This is a genomic window from Arthrobacter sp. FW306-2-2C-D06B, assembly GCF_021789175.1.
In the GTDB taxonomy this organism is placed as follows: Bacteria; Actinomycetota; Actinomycetes; order Actinomycetales; family Micrococcaceae; genus Arthrobacter.
In genome coordinates this window covers 3693535-3710449 of record NZ_CP084560.1, presented here as the reverse complement: position 1 = coordinate 3710449, position 16915 = coordinate 3693535, and the positions used below count along the sequence as shown (strand labels likewise).

The following is a 16915-nucleotide window of genomic DNA, read 5'->3' as shown; positions in this document are numbered from 1 at the left end:
CCCGCAGCGGTTCGTTAGCGCCCGACGGCGGCAGTCCCGTTTCGCCGTCGTCTCGCCTTTGTGTCGTTCCCCCTCAGACGCTCGCTCACAAACAAGCCCTCCCGGACCGACCCCCGCTCACCTTTGCAGTGTTCTCCCCCGACGCTCGCTCAGATGATCTGAGCGCGCGTATCGGCAATTGGCCCTGTATGTGAGCGCGCGTCGGGGGAGAGGGGCATATATGTGAGCGCGCGTCGGGGGAGAGGGGCATATATGTGAGCGCGCGTTGTGGAGGCGCCGCACCAACCGGCCCGAACGCTTGACGCATCTCGCGCCTTCCGCATATTCTGAACGAACGGTCGGTAAATATTTAGGAGCAACCATGGCATCGCAGAATCTGCAGTCTGTGCCCGCTGAGCTGTCCCCCGAAGAGCTTGAGCGGGAACAGGCCGGTCAGGCGTACTTTGACCGCATCATCTCCGAGGACTCGCGCATCGAACCCCGCGACTGGATGCCGGAGGCTTACCGCAAGACCCTGCTCCGCCAGATCTCGCAGCATGCGCATTCGGAGATCATCGGCATGCAGCCGGAAGCCAACTGGATCAGCAGGGCTCCGAGCCTGAAGCGCAAGGCCATCCTCATGGCGAAGGTGCAGGACGAGGCGGGCCACGGCCTGTACCTCTACTCGGCCGCGGAAACCCTCGGCCAAAGCAGGGACAAGATGACCAGCGACTTGATCGCCGGCAAGGCCCGGTACTCGTCCATCTTCAACTACCCCGCGATTTCCTGGGCGGACATGGGCGCGATCGGCTGGCTCGTCGACGGTGCCGCGATCTGCAACCAGGTTCCCCTGTGCCGTGCTTCCTACGGCCCCTACGGACGCGCAATGGTGCGCATCTGCAAGGAAGAGTCGTTCCACCAGCGCCAGGGTTTCGAGATCCTCCTTGAACTGTCGAACGGCACGCCTGCGCAGAAGCAGATGGCCCAAGACGCAGTCAACCGCTGGTATGCGCCGGCGCTGATGATGTTCGGCCCGCCCGACGACGATTCACCCAACTCCAAGCAGTCCATGGCCTGGAACATCAAGCGGTTCAGCAACGATGAGCTCCGCAGCCGCTTCGTGGGCATGATGGTGGAGCAGGTCAAGGTCCTGGGCCTCACGCTCCCGGACAAGGACATCCGTTTCAACGATGAAACCAAGAAATGGGAGCACGGCCCCCTGGACTGGAACGAGTTCAAAGACGTTCTCGCCGGAAAGGGTCCCTGCAACGCGCAGCGGCTTGAGCGCCGCCGTGAAGCGCACGACGACGGCGCCTGGGTCCGCGAAGCGGCCGCCGAGTACGCCCGCAAGCAAGCAGAGAAGGAATACGCAGCATGAGCACCCCAGTCACGCCACCGGCCAACGAAGCCAACGCACCCCACGAAACTCCCTGGAGCCTCTGGGAAGTCTTCGTCCGCTCAAGCCGCGGCTTGTCCCACGTCCATGCCGGATCCTTGCACGCTCCCGACGCGGCGATGGCGCTGCGCAACGCCCGTGACCTCTACACGCGTCGCAACGAGGGCGTGTCCATCTGGGTGGTCCCGGCCGATGCGATTTCCTCGAGCGACCCGGATTCCAAGGGTTCCTTCTTCGAGTCCCCGCAGGGCAAGGACTACCGCCACGCGACGTATTACACCAAGAGCGAAGGCGTGAAGCACCTGTGACCGCCCCCGCAAACGCAAACGCAAACGCAAACGCAAACGCAAACGAAAACAAAGACTTCGCCATCGAGGGCCACGGCGACATTTCCGTCGGAGTCAAGGGAGCAGGTGCCTCCGGAGACGGTTCCGCAAGCGCCACCCGCATCACCCCCGGGAACGCCCTGCGCCCCGAGGACATCGCGCTCGAGATCCGCAAGGGACAAGTCAAGCCAAGCGAAGACGTCGCGGAATACGCACTGCGCATCGGCGACGACGGCCTGATCCTCGCGCAGCGCCTGGGTCACTGGATCTCCCGTGCCCCGGAGCTCGAAGAAGACGTCGCCCTCGGCAACATCGCGCTCGACCAGCTCGGCCACGCCCGTTCCTTCCTCACCTACGCCGGCGCGGCATGGGACAAGTCCGAGGACGATCTGGCGTACTTCCGCCGGGAGCACGAATTCCGCTCCGCCCACCTGTTCGAGCAGCCCAACGGTGACTTCGCCGTCACCATCGCCCGGCAATTCATCGTGAGCTACTACCAGTTCGAGCTCTACAAGCGGCTGACCGGATCCACGGATGCCACCATCGCAGCCATCGCGGCGAAGGCCCTCAAAGAGGTCGACTACCACCGCGACCACAGCGCGCAGTGGGTCCTCCGGCTTGCCGGCGGCACGGAAGAGTCCCGCCGTCGTATCGTCCGGGCGTTCAAGCTCGTCTGGCCCTACGTCGAAGAACTCTTCGAAGACGACGAGCTCACGGCCCGCCTCGCTGAAAGCGGAGCAGGCGTGCAGCCCTCCAGCCTCCGCGCGGACTTCGACCAGCTCACGGGCGAAATCCTGAGCGAAGCCGGCCTTGACGAGGAACTCAATCTCGAACGTATCCCGCAATCCTTGGGTGGCGGACGCCAGGGCAAGCATTCCGAGCATTTGGGCTACCTGCTCGCCGAGATGCAGGTGCTGGCCCGCGAACACCCCGGCGCAAGCTGGTGACGGTGGTGGACATGTTCCTTCAAGAAACACCAACACAGACCAAGCAAACCGCCGAGCAGAAGGCCTGGGGGATTGCTGCCACGGTTTGCGATCCGGAGATTCCCGTCCTCAGCATCGAGGATCTGGGGATCCTCCGGAACGTCCAATTGTTCGACGACGGCGGGCTGGTCCCCGCGGTCCAGGTCACCATTACGCCGACCTACTCGGGCTGTCCCGCGATGGACGCCATCCGCGATGACCTCAAGACCGCGTTCCACAAAGAGGGCTACCCGAGCGTCTACGTCGAGCTCGTCCTGGCTCCGGCCTGGACCACCGACTGGATGACCGAGCACGGCAAGGCCAAGCTGCAGGAATACGGCATCGCACCTCCAAGTGGCAGGGCAGCAGCCGGCGGCCACGCCGGCAAAGTGCGGCTCAGCCTCGCCGTGAAATGCCCCCAGTGTTCATCACTGAACACCAAGGAACTCACCCGCTTTGGTTCCACGTCCTGCAAGGCGCTCTTCGTCTGCCAGGACTGCAAGGAACCGTTCGACTACTTCAAAGTCCTGTAAGGAATCCGACATGCCCGTTGTCCGCCAGACCGCAGCCGAACAAGCGCAGGCCACCGGCCGCCGTCGTGCGTCTTTTCATTCCCTCAGCGTTTCGGAAGTCCGCCGCCTGACTGAAGACGCCATCGAGGTCACGTTCGATGTTCCGGCGGAACTTGCCGGCCAGTACGACTACCTTCCCGGCCAGTACGTGGCCCTGCGGACGACCCTTCCTGACGAGAGCGGGGAGCCCCATGAGGTCCGCCGCAGCTACTCCATCTGCGCAGAGCCGCGCAGCTTCGCGGACGGCAGCAGCGAGATCCGCGTGGCCATCAAGAAGGACCTGGGCGGCATCTTCTCCACGTGGGCGAACGCGGAACTCAAGGCCGGCGACACCCTCGACGTCATGAGCCCCATGGGTGCGTTCATTTCCAAGCATGGCAAGGACGGCAAGACTGTCCAGCAGAACGTCATGAACTCCATGAACAATCCGCAGAACATGGCGGGCGAGTTCGGCGACGCCGGATCCTTCGTGGCCATCGCCGCCGGTTCGGGCATCACCCCGGTGATCGCGATCGCCCGTACCCTGCTGGCCGCGAACCCGGAGACGCGCTTCGACCTGATCTACGCCAACAAGGCCGCCATGGACGTCATGTTCCTCGAGGAACTGGCGGACCTGAAGGACAAGTACCCGTCGCGCCTGGCGCTGCACCACGTGTTGTCGCGCGAGCAGCGCATTGCGCCGCTCATGACGGGACGTATCGACGCCGAGAAGCTGCAGCAGCTGCTGGGCACCGCGATCCACGCGCAGGACGTGGACGAATGGTTCCTGTGCGGGCCGTTCGAGCTGGTCCAGTTGTGCCGGGATACCCTCGCCGCCCGTGGCGTGGCACCCGAGCACGTCCGCTTTGAGCTCTTCACCACCGGCCGCCCGGACCGCCCCGAGGGCAACGCCGGCCGGCCCGTTGTGGAGGACGAGTCGAAGGACACGTTCAAGATCACCTTCAAGCTGGATGGGTTGACCGGCGATGTCGCCAGCCCGACCCACGCCCGGGAGTCCATCCTCAATGCGGCCTTGCGGGTCCGCCCGGACGTTCCGTTCGCGTGCGCCGGTGGCGTCTGCGGCACGTGCCGCGCCAAACTGGTCTCTGGGACGGTCAGCATGGACGAGAACTACGCCTTGGAGCAGGATGAGTTGGACAAGGGCTACGTGCTGACGTGCCAGTCCCACCCCACCAGTGAATCCGTCACGGTCGATTTCGACGTCTAAGGAATAAACGAATGATCGAGCTCTCCATCGCCAACGGCATCGCCGAAATTGTCCTCAATGCCCCGGAAAAGCTGAACTCGCTTGACGAGTCAGCCCTCGCGGAACTGGATAGAGCGTACGACGACGCCGCTGCCGCCGCCTCCCGCGGAATGGTGCGGGCGCTGCTCATCCGCGGAGAGGGCCGCGCCTTTTGCGCGGGACGCGACATTGCCGGTGTGACGCCGGAGAGCGACGATGCGAAGGCGTACTTGAACGGGCTCGTGGAGCCGCTGCTCAAGAAGATGGCAGCCTTCCCCACCCCGACCTTCGCGGCCGCGCATGGCGCGTGCCTCGGCGTCGGGCTCGGCCTGCTGCTCGCCACGGACGTGGTGTACGTGGCGGAGAACGCGAAGTTCGGTTCGCCGTTCGCGAAGCTGGGCGCCACATTGGACTCGGGCGGGCACTGGTACTTCACCGAACGCCTGGGCATGCACCGGACCTTGGACCTCATCTACACCGCGGACCTGATCAGCGGCGCCGAGGCTGTGGCGCAGGGAATGTTCAGCAGGGTCATGCCCGATGATGCCTTGCTGGAGGCCACGCGGATCATCGTTGAGCGGGTCGCGGCTGGTGCCACCGGTGCGTTTACGGCCAGCAAGGAACTCGTGGCCCATATCCGCGATCAGCGCCTTGGTTTGTGGGCCGCCATGTCCGAAGAGAACGACGAGCAGGCGCGGCTCTGCAAGACCGAAGACTACGCCGAGGGTTTCCGGGCATTCCAGGAGAAGCGGGCACCGGTCTTCAAGGGGTAGCAGGCTCCCTGCCAGGGCCCTCGTCTGCTGAAATCGTGGGTGAGGTCCCACTGCTGCGTTCCGGAACCTAGCGCTGGGCCCGCACCCACGAACCCACGGTGACAAAAAAGTTCGACGGCGAGCCGGTCCCTTAGTCGGCCGGCCGCGAAGAAGGGGAGTGCTGTTGATTTCGCGCCCGGTGGAGTCGGTATTCGCGGGCCGTGATCCACACGATGAAGATGTCGAAGGCCGTCAGGAGGACCAAGCCCCAGGAGAAGGCCACGGCGATCCGATAGCCCTGGTAAATGATGAAGACCAGCAAGAACGCGATCATCCACGGGTAGGCCCAGAGCTTGTCCTTCAGGACAGCCCAGACCAGGACGATTTTGACGAGGCCGTGGAGCAGTAGGTAGATCGCGCCGAACAGCGTGGCCGAACCTGAGAGGTTGGAGCTCAGGTGCACCAAGCTGTTCGCCAGGAAGTCGTGCGGATCCTGGGCGAGTTCGTGCTGGGTGAGGAACCGGACCAGATCTCCGATTTGTTTCGGCGTGACCACTAAGAGGAGGATGCCGCCGATCAGTTCCAGGACACCGTCCAGGCCCTTCAGGATGAGGCTCACGCGAAATGTCCGGTCGAGCAGGGTTGTTTCAGCCGGTTTCGTTTCCATCACACTTCCCTCCGCTACCTCAAGATACATTCTTTCTTATGTCCCTCTCCTCTGATCCCGCAGGAGTCTTCGCCATTGAAACACATGGCCTGAGCAAGCACTTTGGCAGGCATACCGCCGTCGACGGCCTGACAATGCGCGTGCCCAAGGGTGCCATCGCAGGTTTTATCGGTCCCAATGGGGCAGGCAAGACGACCACCCTTCGCCTTCTCCTGGGGCTGGTGCGGCCGGATGCGGGCAGCGCCACGGTTCTGGGCCACTCGCTCCCTGAAGTCGGGCGCTACCTGCCGCTCGTCGAAGCGCCCGCGTTCTATCCGGGCCTCTCCGGGCAGACCAATCTGGAGGTGCTCGCCCGCCTTGGTGGCTATCCCCGTTCCCGCGTGAGCGAACTTCTGGAAGTGGTGGGACTCTCCGATCGGGGGCGTGACCGGGCGGGAACCTATTCGCTGGGCATGAAGCAGCGACTTGGGGTGGCGATGGCCCTGCTGCCCGATCCGGAGCTGCTCATTCTCGACGAGCCAGCCAATGGCCTTGATCCCCTAGGCATCATCGAGATGCGCGGGATGCTGCGCCGTTTGGCCGGCCAGGGGAAAACCATCTTGCTCAGCAGTCACTTGCTCGGTGAGTTGGAACAGCTCACCGACTGGCTGATCATGCTCAATCAGGGGAAGGCGCTGTTCTGCGGACCGGCCCGGGAGCTGTTGGCCCAACGCGTCGAAGTAGTGGTCGAAGCCCAGGACGCTGTCCAGTTGGATCTGGCGGCCAGACTCGCGGGCGAGGCCGGCTATGCGGTCACGAGGGAGGATCAGCTCTTGCGCATCGCCTGTTCTGCCGGTTTTGCCGAGACGTTGAACCGGCAGGCCGCGGAAGCCGGCGCGCCGGACCTGACCATCCGAGTAAGGGAGGCCAGCCTCGAGCAGCTGTTCCTGGCACTGCTGAAAGGAGACCGCTCATGATTTCCGTGATCCGTGCGTTTCGCAGCGAACTGCTCAAGTTTCGGCGCTGGAATGTTTTGGCGGTCGCGGGGGCGATGTTGGTGGTGAGCACCTTTATCGCTTATTTGACGTTCCACCAGATCGCATCCGGAGCCACCGGCCGTGAGATGACCGGCCTGATTGCCGCGTTCCCCACACCTCAGGGATTGGTCTCGATCATTGGCCAAGCCCGCTCCGTGATCATTGCCATCGCACTGGTGATGGTGACGGCCAATCTCGCCGCGGAATGGTCGCAAGGGACGCTGCGCAACCTATTGGTCTGTGAGCCGCGCCGCCTGCGGTGGTTGGCGGGCAAAATGCTTGCGCTGGTGCTTTTTGTGCTGCTCGCGGTGCTGCTCACCCTGCTCATCAGCGGCACATTCATCCTTGTGGTCGCTCAGGGACAGGGGATTCAGACGGATGCCTGGACCTCTCCGGAGGGGCTGCAGGTCTTCTTGGCGTTCTTGGGCAATGAGGTGCTTTGCCTCATCGGGGTGAGCGCCTTGGGCATGGTCATCGCCGTGCTCACCCGTTCGGTCGCGGCCGCCGTCGGGATCGCCCTGGCCTACATCCTGGTGGTCGAAGGCATCATCGCGGTGGTTTTGCCGCAGGTCAGCCAGTGGTTCCCGGGCCGGGTGTTCAACACCATCGTGGGGACCACCGTGCCCCTCGTAGGCCCGACGCCTCTCCAAGGTTATCCGGCGGCCCTGGGAGCAGCGCTCCTGTGGATTGCCGGCTTCGTCGTGGTGACCGCCGTCGTCTTCCCACGCCAGGACGTCAAAGCGTGACAGAAAGGCGGAAGCGCCGCTAGAGGGAAACCACGACGGCGGTGCGGCTCGCCCATGCGGGCGCCCGGCTCACGCCCGGCCGACATCTAGTCAGTGATGTCGGCGTGGTGGTGGCGGGGTGTTCCGTCAAGGGAGTGTTCGGCCTGGAAAATGGCATCGGTGACGAGTTGGCGGACGTGCTCGTTCGCGAGGCGGTAGTACACGCGGGTTCCGGCTTGCCTCGTGGTGACCACACGCCCGAGGCGTAATTTGGCCAGATGCTGGGACACCGCTGCCTGGGATTTGTGGACCAGTTCGGCCAGCTGGTTGACGGGCAACTCGCCGTCGCGCAGTGCAAGAATGATGCGAACCCGGGTGGCGTCGGCGAGCATCGCAAACACCTCGACGGCTAGCTCGACGTACTGGCTGTCCGGCTCCCGGCCGCACACAGCGTTATCTGCATCCATGCTTATATTGTTTCATACGGATAAAATGAGGTATATATATTGAGCAAGGTGCCGTTCGTTAGCTGAGGCTCCTTCGCGGAAACATGCCAGCGACCCCCAACGTCGAGAGACGCCCCGGGTCAGGACAGGCCGCCCCGGCATTAAGGGGTGGTCCCGATTGGCTCCTGGACACAGTCCGGGTTCACGCCGCGAAGTGCCAAAGGTCTTACGAGGAGGGGCATGTGCGGGCCTCTATGCCCGCCCTCCCCGCGGCACGCCCAACAGCAGCAGGAGGTGACGGTTCCATCATGAACGATGGTCATAAACCCAGTCTCCCGTCCCGTTTTTCGGACTCCGCTTCAGCCTTCTGACACTCTGCGCTGATTCGGTCCGGCACGCCGGAGCCTGATCCAAGCGGCACGTACGTGCCCACACTTACGCAAAAATGCCCGCCCATGCCACGTGCCCCGGTGAGGCTTATCCATGACTTTTTGTGCCCGTTTCCGGGCAGAAGGCCGGTACATCATGACCGAAACCAAGACCCTGCTAGCGCCCTCCGCAGCCCTGGACACAGCTCACATCGGTGATATCAAAGGTGCGTTCGGCACCATCCGCGTCAACGACGAAAAGCCCCGCTCGGGCATCAAAGCACGCCTGAAGACCCTGCTGGCGATCATCGGACCCGGGCTGATTGTCATGGTCGGCGACAACGACGCCGGCGCTTTCGGCACCTACACCGAGGCCGGACAGAACTATGGCACGTCGCTCCTCTGGACCCTGCTGCTGCTGGTTCCCGTGCTGTACGTGAACCAGGAAATGGTGCTGCGCCTGGGGGTCGTCTCCGGGGTGGGACATGCCCGCCTGATCCTCGAGCGATTCGGCAAGTTCTGGGGCGCGTTCAGCGTCATCGACCTGTTCATCCTCAACGCCCTGACCATCGTTACCGAATTCATCGGCATCAGCCTCGGTCTTGACTACCTGGGCATCCCCAAGATCCCGGGAATTCTCCTTGCCACCGCCGTGATCGTGGGCGCCGCGAGCACGGGTTCCTTCAAGCGCTTCGAGCGTGTCTGCCTGACCTTGGTGGCCGGGTCCCTGCTGCTGGTGCCGATCATCTTCATGGTCCATCCCGACGTCGGACAAGTCGCGCACGATTTCGTCGTACCCGGCATGCCCAAAGGCGCGGACCTGTCCACGGTGACGTTGCTGATCATCGGGATCGTCGGAACCACCGTGGCGCCATGGCAGCTCTTCTTCCAGCAGTCGTACATCATCGACAAGCGCATCACTCCCCGCTTCCTGAAGTACGAGAAGGCCGATCTCTGGCTGGGAATCACCATCGTCATCGTGGGCGCCGCAGCGATCATTTCCTTCACGGCGGCGACGTTTGCCGGTACCCCGGAGTTCGGCAACTTCACCGACGCCGGGGGTGTCGCCGTCGGGCTCGAACAGCACGTCGGAAAGGTTGCCGGAGTCTTGTTCGCCCTGGCCCTGATCGATGCCTCGATTATCGGGGCCGCCGCCGTCGGGCTTTCCACCTCCTATGCGCTCGGTGACGTTTTGGGGCTCAAGCACTCCCTGCACCGGAAAGTGTCCGACGCCAAAGGCTTCTACGCAGTGTTCGCCGGAGTCCTGCTCCTCTCGGCAATTGTGGTCTTGATCCCGGGCAGCCCTCTGGGTTTGCTCACCGTCGGGGTCCAGGTGCTGGCCGGGGTCCTGCTTCCCTCGGCCACGGTGTTCCTGCTGCTGCTCTGCAATGACAAGCAAGTGCTGGGACCTTGGGTGAACGGTCGGTTCATGAACTTCTTCACCTCGGCTGTGATCGCGGTCCTGGTGATCCTTTCCTTGGTGCTGACCGCCGGGGTGTTGTTCCCGGACATGGGCTCGGAGGCCATCCTGGGCATCCTCATCGGAGGCGCCGCCGTCTCCGCCGTCGCGGGAGTTGTGTTCCTGGTCTACCGCGGAATCCACCCTGCAGCGCCGAGCCCCGATGCAGTCGACCGCTCACAGCGGGCAACCTGGCGCATGCCCCCGATAGCACTGCTCACCGCCCCCAAACTGTCCACTGGGCACCGGATCGGCCTGACGGTTCTGCGAACTTACCTACTGATCGCGATGATCCTGGTCATCGTCCGGGTGGTCCAGCTAGCACTTGGCGCCTGATGGTTTCCGCGTCATCGAGGCCATTACGCGGATGGCCGATTACAATCTGCTTACCCGCTGGTCGCGCCGCGGACCCAGCCACCACGCCAACCGCGGCGGGGACAGGAGAATTCCATGAATGATGGCCAGCACACAAGCTCTCAAGGTCCCCGCCACTTGCGGCGCAAGTCGCGGCGCAAGTCCGTCATCCTGATCTCGGCGACGGCGGTCGCCGCCACCGTGGCCCTGGCGGTCGCCGTCGCGGTCACCTATGTGGGCGCGACGGCGGTTGCGGTGAACAACAACGTCCACCGCTCGGATGTCCTCAAGGACCTGAAAACACTGCCCCAAGCGGTGCCGAAGCTGAGCCAGGACACGAACATCCTGATCATGGGCCTCGATACAAGGGTCGACGAGAAGGGCAAGCCCCTTCCGCCCGAGATGTATGACGCCTTGCACGCGGGCGATGAGAATATCGGCGGCTACAACTCCAACGTCCTGATGCTCATCCATATCCCGGCGGACGGTTCCAAAGCCGCGGGGATCTCGATTCCCCGGGATGACTACGTCCAGGTGGACGGCATACCCGGGAGCGGCCCGTTCAAAGCGAAAATCAAGGAGGCCTACGGCTACGGTTTCGCAGCCGAGAAGACCTCGTTGATCAACGCGGGAAAGCCCGACGACGACACCACCTACCAGGCGGCGCGCGACGCCGGGCGCAAAGCCGAAATAGCAACCGTGACCAAGTTCCTGGGCAGCGTACATATCGACCACTTCCTCGAAGTCACCATGGCCGCGTTCTATCAGACGGCCCAAGCGATCGCGCCCATCACCGTGTGCGTCAACCGGGCCACGCAGGACACCTTCTCCGGGGCCGACTTCAAAGCGGGCATGCAGCAGATCGACGCCAGGCAGGCCATGGCGTTCGTGCGGCAGCGGCGGGATACCACCGATCCGACGTACCTTTTCTCGGACCTGGACCGCGAACGCCGGCAGCAGGCGTTCATCGCCTCGGTCTCCCACCAGCTCAAAGACGCCGGGACCTTCACCGATATCGGGAAAATGCAGGGCGTCCTGGATGCCGTGAGCAAGAATATCGTGGTTGATTCGGAGCTGAACCTGATCCAGCTTGCCCAGCAGGCGACGTCGCTGACCGGGGGCAACATCTCCTTCTCCACACTGCCGATCACAGGCTTCGGCTGGTCCCCGGATGGCGCGTCCATCAACACCGTGGACGTCAACCAGGTGCAGGCAACCGTGAAGGAACTCCTCACCCCGGTCCCGCCGGCTCCCGCACCGACGACGACGGCGACCCCGACGACGGCGGCCGCCTCGCCTGCGGCCGCGGCACCTGAAGCTCCACCCGCCTCAGGGGCTGCAGCCCCAGCGCCAGCCACCCCGTCAGCACCTGCGAGCAATGTCTACGCGGATTCCACCGGGGCGCTCCAAGGCGGTGCTATTGCCTGCGTGAAATAGCGCAGCGTCTAGGTAGTTCACTCCGATAGGCTCTGCGGATGAGTGAAAATACCCCGAAGCTCGCCGGCTATCTGGACAAGCAACAGCCTGGGCTGTATCAGGCACTGTCCGACTACGCGGGTCAGGTCACTGCCGAGGCGGACAGGACCGGGATCCCGCGCCGCACACTCGAGTTGTTGAACTACCGGGCTTCGCAGATCAATGGCTGCGCGTTCTGCCTGGATCTGCATCACCGCCGCGCCATTGGCTACGGAGAGACCGAGCAGCGGCTTTCCCTGGTGTCGGTGCATGGCGAGGTGGGGCTCTTCGACGAGGCCGAACAGGTGGCGCTTGAGCTGGCCGAACAGATCACGCGCATGAGCAGCGCCCGTCCCACCGCCGAGCTGTTTTCCCGTGCACGGAAGGTCTACAGCGACGAGCAGATCAGCGTGCTGTGCATGGCATGCATCGGCATCAACGCCTTCAACCGCCTGTCCATCCTGAGCGAGCACCCGGTGCGCAAGGCCCGTCCGTCGTCGTGAAGCGTGCGAAGTCGCAGGATTCCTCTCAGCCTGGTGGAGGCTCGGTGCTCGAATTCTTCCGCCTAATGTGCCACCACAGGTAAAGACCCCAGAATCCGAGGCCCAATGCGATGACTGATGCAACTCCTCGCCACCAGACAAAGGGCTGCCATGAGGCGAACAGGACCGCCCAGGCGAAGGACGAGGCGCTTATCCAAGGGTTCGGAATCTTATTGCCCAAGTGGCCGCCTTTCGGATGTGCGTTCCTCTTTGAATTAGGATCGGCGCCGGTACCGTGCTGATCCTAAGCAGTTGTTTCCACCTTTGGGTATGGATTGAGTGCTAAATCTGAGCAAATTGAGTGGTGCGCAGACTCCTCACTGTCAGTCGGCGTGGTCCGCCCGGGAGCGTAAATAGACAACTGGCGCGATGAGGAAGCGCCCACGAAGGGGCAGCCAGTAGGCTAAATGGCTACAAGGGTCCAGGCGAAGGCTAAAACCGCCAACAGGCTTACTCCTGCTACACCTCCGCGGCTTTCCGACCGCGTGGTCGCTCCGGTTTCAGCGTTGCATCCACAGGCTATGGTGCCGTTGAATCGTCGTAGCAGTCGGAGCCGGAAGACGATGAATCCAAGGAAGAGAGCGATCACTGCACCACCTGTGATCATGGGCTGTACGTGAAGCACCAGTAGGACGGCGAGGACGGCCTCGGCAGCACAAAGAGCAACGATCCCGATGCGAGCCCGAGGCTCATTCATGTTGAATAGCTCCGCATAGTAGGACGAGAGCCTCCCACGGGCGCGGAACTTTTGGATGGCGGGGAACAGCAGCGTCGCTGCCAAATATCCCGTTAGCGCGATCCGCAGGACGGTCATTGACTACCTAAGCGGTGTTCTTCGAATCGGCCCGCGCTTGGCAACGACCCTGGCTTCCCAACGCGCGTAGTCCTCGGGGCTATCGGGGATTGATTCAACTCCGAGGACAATGAACGTAGTTTTGGGATCCTTGCCGCGAAATTCCTCGAGGGAGACAGGGATGAAACTGCCATCTGGTAGTTCCATGTCAAAGCTATACCCCCCATGATGTTCGAGTGCGAACTCCAGGCTGATTATTCCCTTGTTACTCGGGTCAGGAGACTCCCCTGAAGGATAATCCCCTACATATTCAAGAAGTACTTTGTTTTTCATGTCAACCTCACCAAATGTGGATTAATTTCAGCGTGTTGCCGTGTATAAAGCTAGCAGAGCACACAGGTATTTATCTCACGATTCGGCCCGCAACTTCCGAGGCAAACCGTGCAATACACTTTGTAATACTCCCACCATACGCCGTTTATGCAGCTCATTCCGATGAATTTTTGTGCTGTGCTGACGCAATGCTGGTGAGCTGGGTCTGCGAATGCGGTCCCGGCTGCTGACGCCAATCCAGCTGCTGAAATCGCACCCACGCCGAGAGTTCCTGCCATCCCCTTCATGAAGGATCTTCTCGTGCTGGGCCGGCGAGGAACCTTGCTTTCATCACGATCCACGATGCTCGTCCATTCTTTTCGATGTTGTTGCTAACGCCTTCCGAAGCGTCAACTACCCGCTGATCGCGGCACGTGAACGCGAACCGGGCTTAGAGCCGGGTAAGCAGCGGTCGCTAGAGTTAGGGCCTTTGGGGTCCCGGCCCTGCCAGTGAACCCAAGAGGGTGGCGACGCATGGTTTGTCGGCAATACCGGTTAGTCACTCGCAGAATTAGGTGACCTGGGCGCCCGAGTTGCCCCACGAGTGGAAGCCGCCCCAGGTGGAGTAATACGGCGTGGAGTAGTACGTTTCCACTGCGTTGTGACCAACGGCCCAGTTGTATCCGTTGCGATAGTTATCGTGGACGGCGGCGGAAACGGTGTTGTTTCCGTTCCAACAAAAGTTGCCGTCCTCTTTCGTTTCAGCCTTGGCCACGCCGTAATAGAGCCAGCTGCTGCCGCCCCAGAACGTGCCCGGGTTGCACATGTATGGCTGGGCCGCCCATGTGTCGGCTCCATAGGCACTTGCCGGTGGAGCTGATAGGAACCAGGAGCACACGATTGTAAGAACAACGAGGGTAATTCGCTTAATGTTTTTCATGCTTCCCCCAAAATTTATGATCGCAATTTTGCGCTGAACGTTGACCGCTCGTCTATTGGTTACTCGGGCCCAGTACTAGGAGACTGGGGGCAATCTGCTTCCATTGACCGCCCTTGCTCGTGGCCGCAACGGCGTCCGCGCTCTTCAGCGTATTTCCGACCGAGCCGTGTGGAGATATCAACCAAGCCTGTTCGCTACGGTCATCGTTGCCGACTCGCAGCCCATAGCCCTCGAAGCCCTTGACGTTGGTACAGGCCAAACCGAGCGGCTCGGCAGCTTTCCCGACGGTTGCGATGCAAATTTTGTCCGAACCGCGAGTGACGGCGAAGTATCGAGCGTTCGGGCCGGCCCCAAGAAACCGGGCGTTTGTGAGATCGGCGCCGGTTGGCGCAAAAGTGGCAATGAATGTGTCCGGTAATTTATCAGACTCCGCCTGTCGCGATAAGAAAGCCGGAACGACGTCTGAGGCTGCAGATATCGACGGAGGAGCGTTGAGCGTCGCGGCGGTAAGTGTGATGCCGGTAACGCAGACTGCACCGACGAGAATGGTTGTTTTTATTGATGTGCGCATGAATTTCCCCCCGAAATTCCAAACGTCTTTGTGAGTTCCCCGAAGGTAGCAGAAAACAGAAATTTGTTCAATGATAGTGTGGTCAGGCAAATATAATGATGCTTACAATCTCCTCTGCTCGTCTGGCATGGCATCCAGGGCCTAATTCCGGCAATTTCCGCGACTTTCCGACTGCAGTCAGCGCCCGAACATCTTCCACGGATCCACACCCATCCAAGCCGCCGCCAGCAGAGGCGCCACGGCCGCGATCCTGACGTCGGCGATCTGTCAGGTTCTTGCCACCGGACGGCGTTCGTCCTCCATGTTCCTTCGGGCCAAGGGCTCGAGCGAGCCGACAGTGGTCCAGGCTGGACAGCCCGCGTCAAACTTCGGTCGACTAGCCCAGGTCACCGGGCGCAAGGGACACCGGACAGCAAACCAATCTCCGCACCTACCTGTTGACGGCCACGCTTTGAGGGCCCGGAGCTAAGGACTTCTTGGCCGGAAAGTCAGAAATCTTGCATCAGGGATTAGCGTTTTTGATAATCCATTCGTAGGATTTGCCCTATGTCTATGGGGAGATCAGTTCGTAAAGCAGTTATTCCGGCCGCCGGATTGGGCACGCGCTTCTTGCCTGCCACCAAGGCGATGCCGAAGGAAATGTTGCCGGTGGTAGATGAGCCGGCCATTCAGTACGTGGTTGAGGAGGCTGTGAGGGCAGGGCTTAGCGACTTGCTGATGATCACGGGCCGCAACAAGCGCTCGCTGGAAGACCATTTCGACCGTGCACCTGATCTCGAACGTACTTTGGAGCTGAAAGGCGACGAAGCCCGCTTGGACGCCGTGCAGCATGCCTCCGGGCTTGGGCCTATTCACTATGTGCGGCAGGGCGAACCGAAGGGCTTGGGTCATGCCGTGCTGTGCGCCAAGCAGCACGTAGGTGATGAACCGTTTGCCGTGCTTTTGGGGGACGACCTGATTGACGAGCGGGATCAGCTTCTGTCAACCATGATCGACGTTCAAGCGAAGACCGGCGGCTCGGTGATTGCCCTCATCGAAGTGGAGCCGTCGCAGATCAGCGCGTACGGCTGCGCCGATATCACGCCCATCGTGGGGGAGGATTACGTCCGCGTCAACAGCCTTGTGGAGAAGCCTTCCGTTGAAGAAGCGCCATCAAACTTGGCCGTCATCGGACGCTATGTCCTGCACCCGGCTGTGTTCGATGTCCTCGAAGAGACCGGGCCCGGGCGCGGCGGCGAGATCCAACTGACCGACGCTCTCCAGACCCTCGCCAAGGGCGGAGGCGAAGGCGCGGGCGTTTACGGGGTCGTCTTCCGCGGGCGTCGCTACGATACCGGGGACAAACTCAGCTACTTGAAGGCCGTCATCACGCTGGCCTCCGAGCGGGCCGAATTCGGTGAAGATCTCAAAACCTGGATGAAGGAATTCCTGGGTTAGGACGGCTGCATGCTTAGCCGCGCGTAGCGAAGGATCCTGAGGATGGCCGGAGCCAGCTCGTCTTCCATCCGCAGGTACGCCTCGGCGCCCTGTTTGTAGGGGTCCGCGACGTCGTTGTCCGAAGAATTTGCCGCCAGGACGAGGTGGCGCACAGACGATGCCCGCGCCGGCAGTTCTCGCCATAGTTGGGTGTAGTCAGAGCCCGACGGCGGCGCGTCGCCTCGTTCCTCAAGGGCCGTCACCATCCGCGCGAACTCGCGGATGGTGAACGTCCGTTTGAGCAGGGAGGCATCCAGCTGGAGAACTTCCCCGCGATGGTGGGACGCCATGGTGAGCACCAGGTCCGCTTCCCTCAGGATCTTTGAGGTGAGCTGGCGCGCGGCAAAGTTTTCGGGTGTTCCGCCGTACGTGCGGATGATGTCAGCAGATAGCGGTTGAATGGGGCTGCCCACCATGGCGCGGGTGCCGGCACTGCGGACTTCGAAGCCGCCGGGGAGAACCTGGTCCAGGCCTGCCTGGAGCAAACGTTCGGCTACGGGGGAGCGGCAGATGTTGCCGGTGCAAACGGTCAGTATCCGAACGGGGTGGGGCGATTCCAAAGGTATAGCTCTTTCA

19 protein-coding genes and 1 riboswitch are annotated in these 16915 nt (G+C 62.2%); of the genes, 12 read left to right on the top strand and 7 right to left on the bottom strand.

The window, feature by feature from the left end; all coding sequences use genetic code 11:
* Positions 1–361 precede the first annotated feature (361 nt).
* The 6 genes from paaA (at position 362) to LFT47_RS17245 (ending at position 5236) form a co-directional block, all read left to right on the top strand.
* Positions 362–1357, top strand: coding sequence for a 1,2-phenylacetyl-CoA epoxidase subunit PaaA (paaA, locus tag LFT47_RS17270; protein ID WP_236812552.1), 996 nt, complete (start codon positions 362–364; stop codon positions 1355–1357).
* A complete protein-coding gene (gene paaB, locus LFT47_RS17265; RefSeq protein WP_236812551.1) occupies positions 1354–1683 on the top strand; it encodes a 1,2-phenylacetyl-CoA epoxidase subunit PaaB in 330 nt (109 codons plus the stop codon). The genes paaA and paaB overlap by 4 nt, the downstream gene beginning before the upstream one ends.
* A 62-nt stretch (positions 1684–1745) precedes the next feature.
* Positions 1746–2648: a 1,2-phenylacetyl-CoA epoxidase subunit PaaC gene (paaC, locus tag LFT47_RS17260; RefSeq protein WP_236818663.1), complete on the top strand. Its 903-nt coding sequence runs from the start codon at positions 1746–1748 to the stop codon at positions 2646–2648.
* An 11-nt stretch (positions 2649–2659) separates the two neighbouring features.
* The gene (paaD, locus tag LFT47_RS17255) at positions 2660–3199 is read left to right on the top strand and encodes a 1,2-phenylacetyl-CoA epoxidase subunit PaaD (RefSeq protein WP_236812550.1); all 540 of its coding nucleotides are present in this window, start codon (positions 2660–2662) and stop codon (positions 3197–3199) included.
* Positions 3200–3209: 10 nt separating this feature from the next.
* On the top strand, positions 3210–4445 hold the full coding sequence (gene paaE / locus LFT47_RS17250; RefSeq protein ID WP_236812549.1) for a 1,2-phenylacetyl-CoA epoxidase subunit PaaE: 1236 nt from the start codon (positions 3210–3212) through the stop codon (positions 4443–4445).
* An 11-nt stretch (positions 4446–4456) separates the two neighbouring features.
* The gene (locus tag LFT47_RS17245) at positions 4457–5236 is read left to right on the top strand and encodes an enoyl-CoA hydratase/isomerase family protein (RefSeq protein ID WP_236812548.1); all 780 of its coding nucleotides are present in this window, start codon (positions 4457–4459) and stop codon (positions 5234–5236) included.
* A 130-nt stretch (positions 5237–5366) separates the two neighbouring features.
* Here LFT47_RS17245 and LFT47_RS17240 read toward each other — a convergent pair whose 3' ends face one another.
* Positions 5367–5882 (bottom strand): DUF2127 domain-containing protein, encoded by a 516-nt coding sequence (locus LFT47_RS17240; RefSeq protein ID WP_236812547.1) that lies wholly within the window; start codon positions 5880–5882, stop codon positions 5367–5369.
* Between the two features lie 38 nt (positions 5883–5920).
* On the opposite strand from LFT47_RS17240, the gene LFT47_RS17235 reads away from it, so the two are divergent.
* A complete protein-coding gene (locus tag LFT47_RS17235) occupies positions 5921–6838 on the top strand; it encodes an ABC transporter ATP-binding protein (RefSeq protein ID WP_236812546.1) in 918 nt (305 codons plus the stop codon).
* Positions 6835–7644 carry an ABC transporter permease gene (locus LFT47_RS17230; protein WP_236812544.1) on the top strand — a complete coding sequence of 270 codons (810 nt, stop codon included), beginning with the start codon at positions 6835–6837 and terminating at the stop codon, positions 7642–7644. The genes LFT47_RS17235 and LFT47_RS17230 overlap by 4 nt, the downstream gene beginning before the upstream one ends.
* An 86-nt stretch (positions 7645–7730) precedes the next feature.
* On the opposite strand, the gene LFT47_RS17225 is transcribed toward LFT47_RS17230, so the two are convergent.
* Positions 7731–8090, bottom strand: coding sequence for an ArsR/SmtB family transcription factor (locus tag LFT47_RS17225; protein WP_236812542.1), 360 nt, complete (start codon positions 8088–8090; stop codon positions 7731–7733).
* Positions 8091–8137: 47 nt separating this feature from the next.
* Positions 8138–8312: riboswitch (M-box (ykoK) riboswitch) on the top strand.
* A gap of 282 nt (positions 8313–8594) precedes the next feature.
* Here LFT47_RS17225 and LFT47_RS17220 point away from each other — a divergent pair.
* From LFT47_RS17220 to LFT47_RS17210, 3 genes are all read left to right on the top strand, one after another.
* Positions 8595–10232, top strand: coding sequence for an NRAMP family divalent metal transporter (locus LFT47_RS17220; protein WP_236812540.1), 1638 nt, complete (start codon positions 8595–8597; stop codon positions 10230–10232).
* Positions 10233–10346: 114 nt separating this feature from the next.
* Complete coding sequence (locus LFT47_RS17215; protein WP_236812538.1) at positions 10347–11687, top strand: LCP family protein; 1341 nt, start codon at positions 10347–10349, stop codon at positions 11685–11687.
* Between the two features lie 38 nt (positions 11688–11725).
* Positions 11726–12208 (top strand): carboxymuconolactone decarboxylase family protein, encoded by a 483-nt coding sequence (locus LFT47_RS17210; protein ID WP_236812536.1) that lies wholly within the window; start codon positions 11726–11728, stop codon positions 12206–12208.
* A gap of 442 nt (positions 12209–12650) precedes the next feature.
* Here LFT47_RS17210 and LFT47_RS21555 read toward each other — a convergent pair whose 3' ends face one another.
* The 4 genes from LFT47_RS21555 to LFT47_RS17195 form a co-directional block, all read right to left on the bottom strand.
* The gene (locus tag LFT47_RS21555) at positions 12651–13061 is read right to left on the bottom strand and encodes a MauE/DoxX family redox-associated membrane protein (protein ID WP_442863414.1); all 411 of its coding nucleotides are present in this window, start codon (positions 13059–13061) and stop codon (positions 12651–12653) included.
* Positions 13062–13064: 3 nt separating this feature from the next.
* Positions 13065–13373 carry a hypothetical protein gene (locus tag LFT47_RS17205; RefSeq protein ID WP_139359671.1) on the bottom strand — a complete coding sequence of 103 codons (309 nt, stop codon included), beginning with the start codon at positions 13371–13373 and terminating at the stop codon, positions 13065–13067.
* Between the two features lie 550 nt (positions 13374–13923).
* A complete protein-coding gene (locus tag LFT47_RS17200; RefSeq protein ID WP_236812534.1) occupies positions 13924–14292 on the bottom strand; it encodes a hypothetical protein in 369 nt (122 codons plus the stop codon).
* Positions 14293–14344: 52 nt separating this feature from the next.
* The gene (locus LFT47_RS17195) at positions 14345–14953 is read right to left on the bottom strand and encodes a hypothetical protein (protein ID WP_236812532.1); all 609 of its coding nucleotides are present in this window, start codon (positions 14951–14953) and stop codon (positions 14345–14347) included.
* 456 nt (positions 14954–15409) lie between these two features.
* Here LFT47_RS17195 and galU point away from each other — a divergent pair, with 456 nt between their 5' ends.
* Positions 15410–16300: a UTP--glucose-1-phosphate uridylyltransferase GalU gene (gene galU, locus LFT47_RS17190; RefSeq protein WP_236812530.1), complete on the top strand. Its 891-nt coding sequence runs from the start codon at positions 15410–15412 to the stop codon at positions 16298–16300.
* Here galU and LFT47_RS17185 read toward each other — a convergent pair.
* Positions 16297–16899, bottom strand: a complete 603-nt coding sequence (locus LFT47_RS17185; protein WP_236812528.1) for an arsenate reductase/protein-tyrosine-phosphatase family protein — start codon at positions 16897–16899, stop codon at positions 16297–16299. The two genes, galU and LFT47_RS17185, sit on opposite strands and share 4 nt — an antisense overlap.
* Positions 16900–16915 lie beyond the last annotated feature (16 nt).